The sequence below is a fragment of the Streptomyces sp. IMTB 2501 genome (assembly GCF_001953885.1).
Taxonomy (GTDB): Bacteria; Actinomycetota; Actinomycetes; order Streptomycetales; family Streptomycetaceae; genus Streptomyces.
In genome coordinates, this window is record NZ_MQUS01000025.1 from 1 (window position 1) to 13,845 (window position 13,845).

The 13,845-nt window shown below is 72.1% G+C and carries 10 protein-coding genes and 1 pseudogene; 3 read left to right on the plus strand and 8 right to left on the minus strand.

Annotation, left to right across the window (positions count from 1 at the left end; translation table 11 throughout):
• Positions 1-213 precede the first annotated feature (213 nt).
• The 5 genes from AV521_RS33430 to AV521_RS33450 all read right to left on the minus strand — a co-directional run bounded on the left by AV521_RS33430 (position 214) and on the right by AV521_RS33450 (position 5,623).
• Complete coding sequence (locus AV521_RS33430) at positions 214-1,944, minus strand: ABC transporter ATP-binding protein (protein WP_076093829.1); 1,731 nt, start codon at positions 1,942-1,944, stop codon at positions 214-216.
• Between the two features lie 98 nt (positions 1,945-2,042).
• Positions 2,043-2,687, minus strand: coding sequence for a response regulator transcription factor (locus tag AV521_RS33435; protein ID WP_076093831.1), 645 nt, complete (start codon positions 2,685-2,687; stop codon positions 2,043-2,045).
• The gene (locus AV521_RS33440) at positions 2,677-3,927 is read right to left on the minus strand and encodes a sensor histidine kinase (RefSeq protein WP_079249521.1); all 1,251 of its coding nucleotides are present in this window, start codon (positions 3,925-3,927) and stop codon (positions 2,677-2,679) included. Before AV521_RS33440 ends, AV521_RS33435 begins: the two co-directional genes overlap by 11 nt.
• A gap of 44 nt (positions 3,928-3,971) precedes the next feature.
• On the minus strand, positions 3,972-4,706 hold the full coding sequence (locus AV521_RS33445) for an ABC transporter permease (RefSeq protein WP_076093835.1): 735 nt from the start codon (positions 4,704-4,706) through the stop codon (positions 3,972-3,974).
• Positions 4,703-5,623 (minus strand): ABC transporter ATP-binding protein, encoded by a 921-nt coding sequence (locus AV521_RS33450; protein ID WP_076093837.1) that lies wholly within the window; start codon positions 5,621-5,623, stop codon positions 4,703-4,705. Before AV521_RS33450 ends, AV521_RS33445 begins: the two co-directional genes overlap by 4 nt.
• 229 nt (positions 5,624-5,852) lie before the next feature.
• Between AV521_RS33450 and AV521_RS33455 the strand changes: the two genes are divergently transcribed.
• Both AV521_RS33455 and AV521_RS33460 read left to right on the plus strand, forming a co-directional pair.
• On the plus strand, positions 5,853-7,712 hold the full coding sequence (locus AV521_RS33455; RefSeq protein WP_076094010.1) for an ABC transporter ATP-binding protein: 1,860 nt from the start codon (positions 5,853-5,855) through the stop codon (positions 7,710-7,712).
• Positions 7,709-9,574, plus strand: coding sequence for an ABC transporter ATP-binding protein (locus AV521_RS33460; protein ID WP_076093838.1), 1,866 nt, complete (start codon positions 7,709-7,711; stop codon positions 9,572-9,574). The genes AV521_RS33455 and AV521_RS33460 overlap by 4 nt, the downstream gene beginning before the upstream one ends.
• 60 nt (positions 9,575-9,634) lie before the next feature.
• Here AV521_RS33460 and AV521_RS33465 read toward each other — a convergent pair whose 3' ends face one another.
• The gene (locus AV521_RS33465; protein ID WP_076093840.1) at positions 9,635-9,928 is read right to left on the minus strand and encodes an ester cyclase; all 294 of its coding nucleotides are present in this window, start codon (positions 9,926-9,928) and stop codon (positions 9,635-9,637) included.
• A gap of 369 nt (positions 9,929-10,297) precedes the next feature.
• Between AV521_RS33465 and AV521_RS33470 the strand changes: the two genes are divergently transcribed.
• Positions 10,298-10,822 carry a hypothetical protein gene (locus AV521_RS33470; protein ID WP_076093841.1) on the plus strand — a complete coding sequence of 175 codons (525 nt, stop codon included), beginning with the start codon at positions 10,298-10,300 and terminating at the stop codon, positions 10,820-10,822.
• 168 nt (positions 10,823-10,990) lie between these two features.
• Here the strand turns inward: AV521_RS33470 and AV521_RS33475 are convergent.
• Positions 10,991-11,281: pseudogene (locus AV521_RS33475) on the minus strand (hypothetical protein); the annotation flags it as partial.
• 194 nt (positions 11,282-11,475) lie between these two features.
• Positions 11,476-13,728, minus strand: a complete 2,253-nt coding sequence (gene glgX, locus AV521_RS33480; protein WP_179023572.1) for a glycogen debranching protein GlgX — start codon at positions 13,726-13,728, stop codon at positions 11,476-11,478.
• Between the last annotated feature and the right edge of the window lie 117 nt (positions 13,729-13,845).

The following is a 13,845-nucleotide window of genomic DNA, read 5'->3' on the forward strand; positions in this document are numbered from 1 at the left end:
CGCAGTGCGGCTCGTCGTACCCGGCTCCGGTCGGCGACCGGCAGTAGTCCCTGGTCTGCGGTCACCGTGTGGCTCCTTCCGTGTCCTGGGTGACGAGTGCGCGATGGCTCGGCCCTGGTGCCAGCGCGTTCCGTAGCAGTGTGGTGGTGAATGCTTGTGCGTNNCGTCGTACCCGGCTCCGGTCGGCGACCGGCAGCAGTCCCTGGCCTGCGGTCACCGTGTGGCTCCTTCCGTGTCCCGCTGCGAGTCCTGTTCCGTGTCCCGGGCGACGAGCGCGCGATAGCCCGGCTCCGCCGCCAGCAGCCGCTGGTGGGTGCCGCTCGCCGCGACCTTCCCGTCGACCAGGAACACGACCGTGTCCGCGCGGTCCAGCATCAGCGGTGAGGTGGACGTCACCAGCGTCGTACGGCCCTCCCGCGCCTGACGCAGCCGGCCCGCGACCGCCGCCTCCGTGTGCGCGTCCAGCGCCGAGGTCGGCTCCACGGCGAGCAGCACCTCGGGATCGGCGAGCAACGCCCGCACCAGCCTTACCCGTTGCCGCTGTCCGCCGGAGAGGCTGCGGCCCTGCCCGGCCACCGCCGAGTCCGGCCCGTCCGGCAGCCCGCGTACGACGTCCTCGGCGGCGGCCGCGTACAGCGCCCGGCGCAACTCCGTCTCCCCGGCCTGATGCCCGGCCGCCACGACCTCCCGCAGCGGCCCGGCGAACAGGTCGGCCTCGTTGTCCGCGACCAGGATCCGCCGTCGTACCTCGGTGAGCGGGACCTCGTCGAGCCGTACCGCACCCCAGGTCGCGTCGGTCGGCCCGAACCGGCCGAGCCGGTCGACCACGGCGGCGGCCTCGGCGGGCCGGGCGGCGGCCAGCGCGGTCAGCCGGCCCGGCGCCACCCGCACCCCGGACGCCGGATCGTGCAGCCCGGCCGGTCCCTCGGGCGCCGGCCGCGTGCCCTCGTCCGGCTCCGGCGCCAGCCGCAGCAGCCGTACGACCCGGCGCGCGGCCACCACGCCCCGGTTCATCTCGTAGGTCGCCTGCACGAAGAAAGCCACCGGCCCGATCAGCACCGCCACATAGCCGTACACCGACACCAACTCGCCGATGCTGATGGAGTGTTCGGCCGTGAGCCGGGCGGCGAGCCAGGTCACCACGGCCAGGAACAGCGTGGGCAGGCCCACACCGAGCGCCTGCACCCAGCTGGCCACCGCGCCCACCTGGTAGCCCTGCGCCCGCAGCCGTTGCGAGTCCTTGCGGAAGGCGTCCGCGAACAGCCCTTTTCCACCGAGCCCGTTGAGGACGCGCAGGCCGCCCGCGAGATCCCCGATCCGCGCCGTGAGCACCCCCTGCCGCTCCCGGTACGCGCTCTCGGCGCCCTGCAGCCGTACCGTCAGCGGCCCGGTGACCAGCGCGATCACCGGCAGTCCGAGCAGTACGACGGCGGCGAGCGGCGCCGAGATCGCCAACAGCAGCCCGGCCACCACCACATAGACCACGACCGAGCCGGTGCCCGGACCGACCACGGTCAGCGCCTGCGCGATGGTCTGCACATCGCCGACGCCGATCGTCACCACCTCACCGGCCCCCGCCCGGCGCGGCAGCGCGGCCCCCAGCCGCACCACATGCCCCATGACCACCTTCACCGTGCGGAAGTTGGCGTCCATCCGCACCCGGGTCATCGTGCGGTGCCGCATGATGCTCAACCAGGCGTTCACCGACCCGAGCGCGAACATCACCCCGGTCCACCCGGCCAGCACCCCCAGCCGCCCCGGCACCAGCCCCTCGTCCACCGCCCGCGCCATCAGATACGGCTGTGCGGCCAGCAGCACCATCCACACACTGCCCAGCACCGCCCCGGCCACCGCCCGGCCCGGCTGACACAGCACCAGCCACCACAGGTAACGCCAGCCGCCACGGGTGTCGGGCGTGCCAGGTTCCTCATACGCGTCGATCATCCGTCCCCCGATCGGCTCGGCCCGACTGGCAAACGTCGAACTTATCGGGGGCGGGGACGGCGGCTCCATCGATTAAGGAGGCTGCCGTGCTGAAGGGCTCAGCCCAGAATCCCCCGGTCGTACCCCACGGCCACCGCCGCCGCACGGTCGTTGACGCCGAGCTTGGTGTACAGGTGGGTGAGGTGGGTCTTCACCGTTGCCTCGCTGATGAACAACTCGCGGGCTATCTCGCGGTTCGAGGTGCCCCTGGCGACCAGGGTCAGGACCTCGCGTTCGCGGGCGGAGAGGGGTTCGTTGCCGGGCTGCCGGGGGGTGCGGACCGCGTGGACCAGACGGGAGGCGACGGCGGGGGAGAGGACCGTACGGCCCTCGGCGGCGGCGCGGACGGCGGTGAACAGTTCGTCGCGTGGGGCGTCCTTCAGCAGATAGCCCGTGGCGCCCGCCTCGATCGCGGGCAGGGTGTCGGAGTCGGTGTCGTACGTGGTCAGGACCAGGATCTTCGCGCGGGCACCGAGACGCGTCAGTTCGCGGATCGCGTCCACGCCCGAGCCGCCCGGCATCCGCAGGTCCATCAGGATCACGTCCGGGTCCAGGGCCGTGGCCCGCACCACCGCCTCCACGCCGTTCGCGGCCTCCGCGAGCACCCGGAAGCCCGGGGCCGACTCGAACATGCCGCGCAGGCCGTCGCGGACCACCGGATGGTCGTCCACGATCAGCAGGGAAATCAGAGTCTCAGCGGTCATCGCGCACCAACGGTACGCGAGCCGACACCGCAGTGCCGTGCCCCGGTTCCGACTCGACCGTGAGGGAGCCCGCGATGCGCTCGGCGCGGGCCCGCATACCGTCCAGTCCGAAGCCGCCGGCGTGGGTGCGCTCCGGTACGGCGGCCGGGTCGAAGCCGGTGCCGTCGTCGCGGATGTCCAGCGTGACCTCGTCGCCCATGAAGGACAGGGTCACTCCGACGCGGGTCGGGCGGGCGTGCCGGGCCGCGTTGGAAAGGGCCTCCTGGGAGATGCGCAGGAGGGTCGCCGAGACCTCTTCGTGCAGGTGCTCGGCGGTGCCGGTGACCGTGAAGTCGGCACGTGCGCCGGTGCGTTCGCCCCAGTCGGTGACCGTCTTCTTCATCGCCTCCGGCAGCCCGTCGGCGGCCAGCGCGACCGGGGCCAGGTTGTGGACCGAGCGGCGGGCCTCGCCGAGGCTGTGCCGGGCCAGGGAGGAGGCGCGCTCCAGATGGGTGCGGGCGGTGTCCAGGTCGGGGGCGTTCGCGACGACCTGGAGCTGGGCGATGATCCCGGTCAGGCCCTGGGCGATGGTGTCGTGGATCTCGGCGGCGAGCCTGCGGCGTTCGTCGGCCACGCCCGCCTCCCGCGCCTGGACGAGGAGCTGGGCGTGCAGGGCCGCGTTCTCTTCCAGGGCCTCCTGCAACGCCGTGTTGGTGCGCTCCAGTTCGGCGATGGTGTCGGCCTGATCCTGGGTGAGGGCCTGCTCCTGCCGGGCGAACCGGGTGAACAGGGTGACCAATCCGACGTTGGCCGCGAAGACCACGAAGAAGCCCATCCACGACACCGGACCATGCGGGGGCAGACCGCCGATCTGGCTGCCGGCCATGGTGATCGCGGTCAGGACGAGACCCGGCATGACCAGCCGGCGGGGCAGATGCCGGTCGGCGCTGTAGTAGCCGGAGACGGCGTAGAAGGCGAAGAACGGGTTCAGCCAGGCGAGCGCGAAGCCGAGTGCCCAGCGCAGGAAGTACAGCGCCGCGGTCGTACGGTTCGGTCCCGGTGTGTTCCGCCTCGCCAGCCCCAGGCACAGCTGGAGCGGCACGGCGACCGCCGCCAGCGCGCCGGCCGCGTACATCGCACTCCGTGTCATGCCGATCGAGTGGGCCGCGCCCGCCGCCGTCACTACAGCCACGGCGAGCAGCACGTAGGGCCCCCAGGTGTCGAAGGAGACCCTGCGCGACGGTTCCACGGCGTTCGTCATGACCTCAGTGTCCCCGCGGCTCATCCGCACGTGCTCCCACCCGCTCACTCCCAGCGGAACCAGCGGGCGGCACCGGCCGTCAGCAGGATCGTCCATGCCGCGAGCACGCCCAGGTGCGCCCAGCCGGGCCAGTGTCCCGACGCCGCCTCGTTCAGGGCGCGGGCCGCCGCACCGAACGGGGTCGACTGCACCACCCGGGCCAGGCTGTGCGGCATGGACTGGACCGGCAGCCAGACGCCCGCGCAGAACATCATCGGGAAGAACACCGCCGATCCGATCGCGCTCGCGATCTTCGTGGTCCGGGACAGCGCCGAGACGACGTTGCCGAGAGCGAGCGCGGCCGCCGCCGCGAGCAGCAGCGCGAGCAGATAGCCGGCCGGCTGCTGGGGCAGCCGTACGCCGAAGGCGAGACGGCCGACCACGACCGCGAGCAGCGCCGAGGCCAGCGCGACCACGCCCTGCACGAGCATCTGCGCCGCCAGCAGAGCGGAGGGCCGTACCGGAGTGGCGGACATCCGGCGCAGGATGCCCCGCTCCCGGTAGCCGGTCAGGGCCTGCGGCAGCGACTGCACCCCCGACATGAGCAGGGCGATCAGCACGGCCACCGGCACATAGGCGTCGATCGGCCGCAGCCCGTTCATCGACTTGTCGACCTCGCGGAAGGAGGGGATCGAGCCGAGGATCGCCAGCAGCAGCGTCGGGAACAGAAAGATCCAGAAGACGGCCGCGGGTTCGCGGCGGAACAGGCGGAACTCGGTGCGCAGCACGGCGGTGTTCATGCCGCGGCCTCCTTGGTGTGGCCTTCGGTCAGGTCGAGGAACGCGTCGTCCAGGGTGGCGTCGGTGACGCGCAGTTGATGGGCGGTGATGTGGTGGCGGGCGAGCAGTGAGATGACGGCGTCGACCGTCTCGTCGGTGCCGGTGAGGGTGATCCGGCCGTCCTTCCGCTCGACGGAGGCGAGCGCGGGCAGCCCGTTCAGGTCCCGCTCGTCCAGCGGCGCGGACGGCGTGAAGGACACGACCGTGGCGCCGGCGGAGCGCCGGATGAGACCGGCCGGGGTGTCCAGTGCCGCGACCCGCCCCTTGTCGATGACCGCGATACGGTCGCAGAGCCGCTGCGCCTCCTCCATGAAGTGGGTGACGAGCAGCACGGTGACACCGCTCGCCCGGACGTCCTCGATGAGCTGCCAGGTGTCACGGCGGGCGCGCGGATCGAGCCCGGTGGTCAGCTCGTCCAGCACCACCACCCGGGGACTGCCGATGAGCGCCAGCGCGATGAACAGGCGCTGCTGCTGCCCGCCGGACAGCCTGCCGAACCGGGTGCCCAACTTCGTTGTGAGGCCGAGGCGTTCGGCCAGCGGCCGCCAGTCGGCCGGGTTCGGGTAGAAAGCGGCGTACAGTTCCAGCGCCTCGCGCACGGTGAGCTTGGCCTGGAGTTCGCTCTGCTGCAGCTGGGCGCCGAGGATCCTCGCGACCTCGTCGTGCTCGGCGACCGGGTCGTGACCGGCGACCCGGATCCGGCCGCCGTCGGGGACCCGCAGCCCCTCGACGCACTCCACGGTGGTGGTCTTGCCGGCGCCGTTCGGGCCGAGGATCCCGAAGATCTCGCCCTCCTCGACGGCGAAGGAGACGCCGTCGACGACGGCCCGGCCGCTGTACGACTTGCGCAGATCGGTGACTTCGATGACGGATGGCATGCCATGAGAATCCCGTTCGGGCGGGGCCCGGCACATCGGTCGGCCCGCTCGTGGCGACATCGTCCGATCGGTTGACGGCGGCCTACGACCCCGCGTGCGGAACCCATGTCCCGGTTGCGCGAGACCCATGTCCGAGGGGCCGGACAGGCAGGTCGTAGGACCAAGGGCGGAGCGGGGTCCGGCCGAAACTCGGTGGGCGATGTCAGTGCCGGTCCGTACGCTCGCGGTGATGGCCACGACACGTGCAACCACCGAGGACCGCTCCGCCGTTCGTACCCTGCTGCGGCTGTGGCCGTACGTCCGCCCCGTGCGCGCGCGGCTGTTCACGGCCGCGTTCATCGCGATCGTCGCCTCGTGCACCGGGCTGGTGATCCCTCTCGTCCTGAAGTGGATCGTGGACGGCCCGGTCGCCCGACGGGACCCGGCGGGCGTCTGGCTCGGCGCGCTGTATCTGCTCCTCCTCGGGATCGCCGAGGCGGTCCTGTTCGGCATACGGCGCTGGCTGGTGGCCCGTCCGCTGTCGCACGTCGAGGCGGAGATGCGGGCGGGTCTCTACGGCCGTCTGCAGCGGCTGCCCGTCGCCTTCCACGACCGCTGGGCCTCGGGCCAGTTGCTGTCCCGGGGCACCACCGATCTGATGCTGCTGCGTCTGTTCCTCGCCTTCCCGCTGACGTTCCTGCTGGTCAACGGCGTCACGATCCTCGTCGGCGTGGTGATCATGCTGATGCAGGACTGGGTGCTGGGGCTGGTCGTCCTCGGTCCCGCGATCCCCGTGATGTGGACCTGCGCGGTCTTCGAGCGGCGGTACGCCGAGATGGCGCGGCGCGCGCAGGACCAGGTCGGCGACCTGACGACGCTGGTCGAGGAGAGCGTGCTCGGCATCCGCATCATCAAGGGCTTCGGGCGGCACCGCAGCCAGGCGCGAGCGTTCGGCGCGCTGTCCCTCACCCTGCGCGGCACCGAGCTGCGCAAGGCGCGGCTGCTCGCCACGATCTGGGGTGTCATCGTGACCCTGCCGGAGCTGGCGATCGGGGCGGCGCTGGTGCTGGGTGTGGTGAGGGTGGCCGACGAGGGGTTGTCGGCGGGCACGCTGGTCGCCTTTCTGGGTACGGCACTCGCACTGCGGTGGCCGGTGGACTCGATCGGCTTCCTGCTGGCGATGAGCCAGGAGGCGGCTACGGCCACGGAGCGGTTCTTCGAGGTGATGGACGAGGGGCCGGAGGGCGTCGTAGCCGCGGGCGGTCGTGCCGCCGGGGCGGCGCCCGTCCCACAGACAGCGGCATCCCCCGCACGCGGGCAAGCGGCCCAGCCCTCGCTCAGCGGCGACGCCGGACTCCGTTTCGAGCACGTCCAGTTCCGCTACCCCGACGCACCCCCCGGCTCCCCGCCTCTCCTCCACCACATAGACCTCCACATACGTCCCGGCGAGTCCATGGCCCTGGTCGGTGCCACCGGCAGCGGGAAGACCACCCTCACCGCCCTCGTCCCGCGCCTGCACGAGGTCACCTCAGGACGCATCACCCTCGACGGCGTCGACATAGCCGCCCTGCCCCGTGAGACGCTGCGCGCCAAGGTGGCCGTCGCCTTCGAGGAACCCACCCTGTTCTCCGCGAGCGTCGGCGAGAACGTCCTCATGGGCGCCGGGGACGACGCCGGACAGGCGGACCTCGACCGCGCACTCGCCGTGGCCCAGGCCGACTTCGCGCATGCCCTCCCCGAGGGGACCGGTACCCGTGTCGGCGAACAGGGCCTCAGCCTCTCCGGCGGCCAGCGGCAGCGCCTCGCGCTGGCCCGCGCGGTGGTCGGCAGACCGCAGTTCCTGGTGCTGGACGACCCCCTCTCCGCCCTGGACGTGCACACGGAGGCCGCGGTGGAGGCCGCGCTGCGCCAGGTCCTCGCCGACACCACCGCGCTGATCGTGGCCCACCGGCCGTCCACGGTGCTGCTCGCCGACCGGGTCGCCCTGCTCTCGGACGGCCGGATCGCGGCCGTCGGCACGCACCAGGAACTGCTGCGCACCAACGCCGAGTACGCGCATCTGATGTCCGGAGAATCCGGGTGCTCCAGGGATACGGAGGACTCCCGTTGACGACCACGACCGCCTCCACCCCCACCGCCGAGGACGACGAACTCCCCGGCCCGCACCGGGCGGACGACGCCGGCGACGTCTTCGACCGGGACGTACTGCCCGCCCCGCCCGGCGCCACCGCCGCCCTGCTGCGCTCCCTGCTCGCGCCCCTGAAGGCCCGGGCCGCCGTCACCGCGCTCCTCCTGCTGCTCCAGCAGGCGGCGGTCCAGGTGGGCCCGCTGCTGGTGGCGTACGCCATCGACAGCGCCGTACCGGCGTTCCGGGACCACCGGTACGGCCCGCTGATCGCGGTGGCCGTCGGCTATCTGCTGTGCGGGCTGCTCTCCGGCGGGCTGCAGTTCGCCTTCGTCGAGACCTCCGTCCGGGTCAGCCAGGACGTGCTGCTCGATCTGCGGGGCCGGATCTTCCGGCACGCGCAGGCGCTGAGCATCGACTTCCACGAGCGGTACACGTCCGGCCGGCTGATCTCCCGCTCCACCACCGACGTCGAGTCGCTGCGCGAGCTGCTCAACGACGGCCTGCAGGAGCTGGTGACCGTCGTGCTGTCCTTCGTCTACATCTCGGCGCTGCTGCTGTGGCTGGATCTCGGCCTAGGCGCGGTCGCGGTGGCCTCCTTCGTGCCGCTGTATCTGCTCATCCGGATGTACCAGCGGCGGGCGGGACGGGTGTTCCGGGAGCGGTCCACGGCGATCGCGGCGGTGATCGTGAAGTTCGTGGAGACGATGAACGGCATCCGCCCGGTGCGCGCCTTCCGCCGGGAGGCCGTGAACGACGGTGAGTTCGCCGTCCTCAACCGGCGGCTGGAGCGCACGAACGGCGATGCCCTGCTGGAGATGGCCCGCTATGTGGTCGGCTCCCGGCTGGTGGCCAACACGGCGGTCGCGGGGATCGTGCTGTGGGGTGCCTACCGGGTGGCGACGGGCTCGCTGGAGCTGGGTGTCCTGGCGGCGGCGGTCCTGTATCTGCGCCGGCTGTACGACCCGATCGACCGGCTGGGGATGTTCCTGAACTCCTACCAGTCGGCCGCCGCCTCCCTGGAGAAGATCGCCGGGCTGCTGGCCCAGACGCCGTCCGTGCCGGAGCCGTCGGTGCCACGGGAACTCCCGCCGCTGAAGGGCGACTTCCCGGGCCGTGAGGTCGTCTTCGACCAGGTCCGGTTCGGCTACCGCACCGGCGGCGAGGTGCTGCCCCGCTTCGATCTGACCCTGCCGGCCGGGCAGACGGTCGCCGTGGTCGGGGCCACGGGCGCCGGCAAGTCCACCCTGGCCAAGCTCCTCGCCCGCTTCTACGACCCCTCCGGCGGCCGGGTGCTGCTGGACGGGGTGGACGTCCGCGAGCTGGCCGTGCCGGAACTACGGCGCGGGGTGGTCATGGTGACCCAGGAGGCGTTCCTGTTCTCCGGCACGGTCGCGGACAACATCGCCATCGGCCGGCCCGACGCCTCCCGCGAGGACATCGAGCAGGCGGCGAAGGCGATCGGCGCGCACGAGTTCATCAGCGCCCTGCCCGACGGCTACGACACCGACGTCCGCAAGCGTGGCGGCCGTATCTCCGCCGGCCAGCGCCAACTGGTCGCCTTCGCCCGCGCGTTGCTCGCCGACCCGGCGGTACTGATCCTCGACGAGGCGACCAGTTCGCTGGACATCCCGGGCGAGCGGGCGGTGCAGCGGGCCATGGCGACGGTGCTGCGGGGCCGTACGGCCATGGTGATCGCGCACCGGCTCTCGACGGTCGAGATCGCGGACCGGGTCCTGGTGATGGAGCACGGCCGCATCGTCGAGGACGGCCACCCGGCCGAACTCGTCGCCGGCCCGGGCCGGTTCGCCGACCTGCACAGGGCATGGCGGGACAGCCTGGCCTGAGGCGCGGCGGAGACCGTGCCGCGAGAGCGAGGGTCCCGTTCCGGGCCGGCTGCGCCGCCGTCACGAGGGCTCGTTCATGTCCGCCCGGCTTCGGCGCGCCCGGCGGAGGGCGAGTCGCATGCGCAGGACGTACCGGGGCGTGGGCGGTGCCCAGCCCGGTTGGAGGGCCTGGCCGAGGTCGTCGCGGTTGAGCCAGTGCTCGATCAGCCACCCGTCGGCGATGCGGCACCAGTGGGTCGGTGTGACGGAGAAGGTCTTCCCGGTCGCGGGGAAGGCCCCGCTGGGCCGGGCGTTCTCGTCGTACGTGACGAACGTGCCGGTGTGGCGGCCCGACATGGTGGTGGGCAGGACCACGAGGCCGCCGTCGGTCGCCGGGACGGCTGCGCCGTGTCCGTCGACAACGGCATCTCCGGCGGCACGGTCAGCGGACTGAGCTGACCGCGACGGGTCCGGGGGGTGCGGTTCAGCGGGCGTTCACGCAGACTATGGTGGGCAGTTGACGAGGCGTCATGCCGCCTCGCCATGCGTCCGCGGCCCCTCCCCGGGCCCGTCGTCAAGGCCATGTCAAGGCTTGGTTTCGCGCCGTTCTCGCGTGGACAAACGTTCAACCAAAGGGGCCCTCGGTCGGGCAAAGGGGTCTACTCGCATAGATGATCCCGGTGCTGTCATGCCCATGACCGCCCGGAAATTCCGCCGGGCGTACCCCCACCGGGAGACCCCCACATGTCCCGAATATCGCGCCCCCTGGTGACCACCCTCTCCGCCGTCGCCCTCGCGGCCGCGGGCCTCACCGTCACCACCGGCTCCGTCCACGCCGCCGGCTGCAGCCAGTCCTACCTTCCCAAGCCGGACCCGGCCTGTACGCCCGGCGCCCTCAACCCCGACGTCACGCAGAGCACCATCAACTCGACCATCTGCGTCTCCGGCTGGACCTCCACCGTACGGCCGCCCAGCTCCTACACCACGGCGCTGAAGAAGAAGCAGATCGTCGCGTACGGCTACTCCGACACCAGTCTCTCGGACTACGAGGAGGACCACTTCGTCCCGCTCGAACTCGGTGGCTCCCCGAAGAGCGAGCAGAACCTCTGGCCGGAGCCGCACTACGGCAACAAGACGTCCGCGGACAAGGACAAAGTCGAGAACAAGCTGAAGACGGCCGTCTGCGCCAATGAGGTCACCCTCACCGCCGCGCAGAACGCCATCGAGACCGACTGGACGACGGCGCTCTCCAAGCTCGGCCTGGGCTGAAACCTTCACTCAGTGCAGGGGCCGGTTCCTCCCCCGGAGGAACCGGCCCTCGCCACGTCCGCGCAGGCGTCGGTGAAGCGCACCCCCTGGCGGGCCGGACGGTCCCGGCACCCCGCGCGAAGATCACGGCACCCCCAGCTCGAACAGGACGTATCCCGCGTACGACCGGGAGGCGGTGATCGACACCAGCAGGCCCGCGCCGTACGGGCCGAGGCCGGTGACGGCCATGACCATCCGGATCAGCGCCGGGTACAGCGGGAAGAACGCCGCCGAGTTGCCCTCCAGCGTGATCAGGCCGGTGGCGCCGGGGACCGGGACGAGCTGCGGGTCGTAGCCGTGCAGGGCGATCTGCTGATACCACCAGCCGTCCCAGGTGCCCAGCATGTCCCAGGCCTGAGCTCCGCCGCCGAACCGGGGGTCCTTGGTGCGGTAGTCCCCGGCCGAGGACAGCAGATACATGAAGGACAGGAATCCGGTCAGCTTGAGCGCGCCGAACAGCGCGAGCGGGCCGCCACGAACGCGTCGTACTCACCGGCGCGCGCCTGCTCCATCCTCACGGTCCCTGTCCTCGCCGGCTGTCCTCACCAGGAGAAAGGCCCTGGAACCCGTCCGGCGCTGCACTCGGCGAGCGTGATCCGTGTCATGCACGGCGCTCACCCAGGGGCCACCCGCAGCAACAGCACCGCCCGCTCCGGCACCGTGATCTCCGCCCCCGCCGCGTGCACCGCGCCCGGCGGCTCGGCCTGGTCCTCCCGGGAGGTGTCCACGACGACCTCGTACCGCTCGGCCCACGGCGGGCCGGGCAGGACGAAGCCCACCGGGCCGTCGCCCGCGTGCAGCACCGCGAGAAAGCTGTCGTCCGCGACCGGCACGCCCCGCTCGTCCCGGCCCGGGATGTCCCGCCCGGAGAGATACATGCCGAGCGTGGCCGCGGGGGCGTACCAGTCGGCCTCGGTCATCTCCGTGCCCCGCGGGGTGAACCAGGCCAGGTCGCGCAGCCCGTCCGCGGAGTGCGCGCGGCCGGAGAAGAAGGCGCGGCGGTGCAGCACCGGATGCCGGTGGCGAAGGTCGATCAGCCGGCAGGTCAGGTCGAACAGCGGGCGCCAGACCGGGTCGTCCAGCAGCGACCAGTCCAGCCAGCTGATCTCGTTGTCCTGGCAGTAGGCGTTGTTGTTGCCGCGCTGGGTGCGGCCGAGTTCGTCACCGGCCACCAGCATGGGCACACCGGTGGACAGCAGCAGGGTGGTCAGGAGGTTGCGCAGCTGACGGCGGCGCAGGGACCGTACCCGCTCGTCCTCCGTCCCGCCCTCGGCCCCGCAGTTCCAGGACCGGTTGTCGTCGGTGCCGTCGCGGTTGTTCTCGCCGTTGGCCTCGTTGTGCTTGCGCTCGTACGACACCAGGTCGCGCAGTGTGAAACCGTCGTGCGCGGTGACGAAGTTGACCGAGGCGTACGGGCGCCGGCCGCCCCAGGCGTACAGGTCGCTGGAGCCGGACAGGCGGTAGCCCATCTCGCGGACGTCCGGCAGGGCGTGCCGCCAGAAGTCCCGGACCGCGTTGCGGTAGCGGTCGTTCCACTCCGTCCACAGGGGTGGGAAGGCGCCCACCTGGTAGCCGCCGGAGCCGATGTCCCACGGTTCGGCGATCAGCTTGACGCGCCTGAGGACAGGGTCCTGGGCGATGACGGCCAGGAACGGGGACAGCATGTCGACGTCGTGCATCGAGCGGGCCAGCGCCGCCGCGAGGTCGAAGCGGAAGCCGTCCACCCCCATCTCCGTCACCCAGTAGCGCAGCGAGTCGGTGATCAGCCGCAGTACCTGGGGCTGGACGACGTGCAGGGTGTTGCCGCAGCCGGTGTAGTCGGCGAACCGGCGGGCGTCGTCCTGGAGGCGGTAGTAGCCGTGGTTGTCGATGCCCTTCAGCGACAGCGTCGGACCCAACTCGCCCGCTTCCGCCGTGTGGTTGTAGACCACGTCGAGGATCACCTCGATACCGGCCGCGTGCAGTGCGCGCACCATCCGCTTGAACTCGCCGACCTGCTGTCCCGTCGTACCGGAGGCCGCGTAGGCGGCGTGCGGGGCGAAGTAGCCGATGGAGTTGTAGCCCCAGTAGTTGCGCAGGCCACGGCGCAGCAGATGGTCCTCGTGCGCGAACTGGTGGACCGGGAGCAGTTCCACGGCCGTCACGCCCAGTTTCACCAGGTGCTCGATCGCCGCCGGATGCGCGAGGCCGGCGTACGTGCCGCGCAGCTCCTCCGGGATGCCCGGGTGCAGCCTGGTGAAGCCGCGCACATGCAGCTCGTAGATCACCGAGTCCGCCCAGGGCGTCTTGGGCCGCCGGTCGTCGGACCAGTCGTCGTCATCGTGCACGACGACGCCCTTGGGGACGTACGGCGCCGAGTCCCGGTCGTCGCGGACGGTGTCGGCGACGGACTGCTCGGGCCAGTCCCGGACGTGCCCGTACACCTCCGGCGGCAGCCCGAACTCGCCGTCCACCGCCCGCGCGTACGGGTCCAGCAGCAGCTTGGCCGGGTTCCAGCGGGCGCCGGTCCACGGATCCCAGCGGCCGTCGACCCGGTAGCCGTACCGCTGCCCCGGCATCACCCCCGGTACGAAGCCGTGCCAGATCTCGTGCGTCAGCTCGTTCAGCGCGAGCCGGGTCTCCCGGCCCCGCTCGTCGAACAGGCACACCCGGACCGCCTCCGCGCCGGCCGCCCACAGCGCGAAGTTGGTGCCCGCGACCCCGTCCGGGCCGACCCGGAACCGGGCCCCCAGCGGGGTCGGCGCGCCCGGCCACACCACCGGGGCCGGCACCGCGGCGCGCCGGGCGCCGTTCACCACGGCCGGCTGCTGCCCGGTCCCGGCGGCCGGCTCCCCGGCCGGTGCCCGCTGCTCGGCTGCGCTCGTCACCTGTCAGCCCCTCTTTCAGTGGCTCGCCCCGGGCCGGCGCAGTCGGCCGTGCCGAAGGGCCGGGTGTGCCCCGCGGCACCCCGGCCACCCGGTACGGCTGCGCCCCGGCACAAGGGG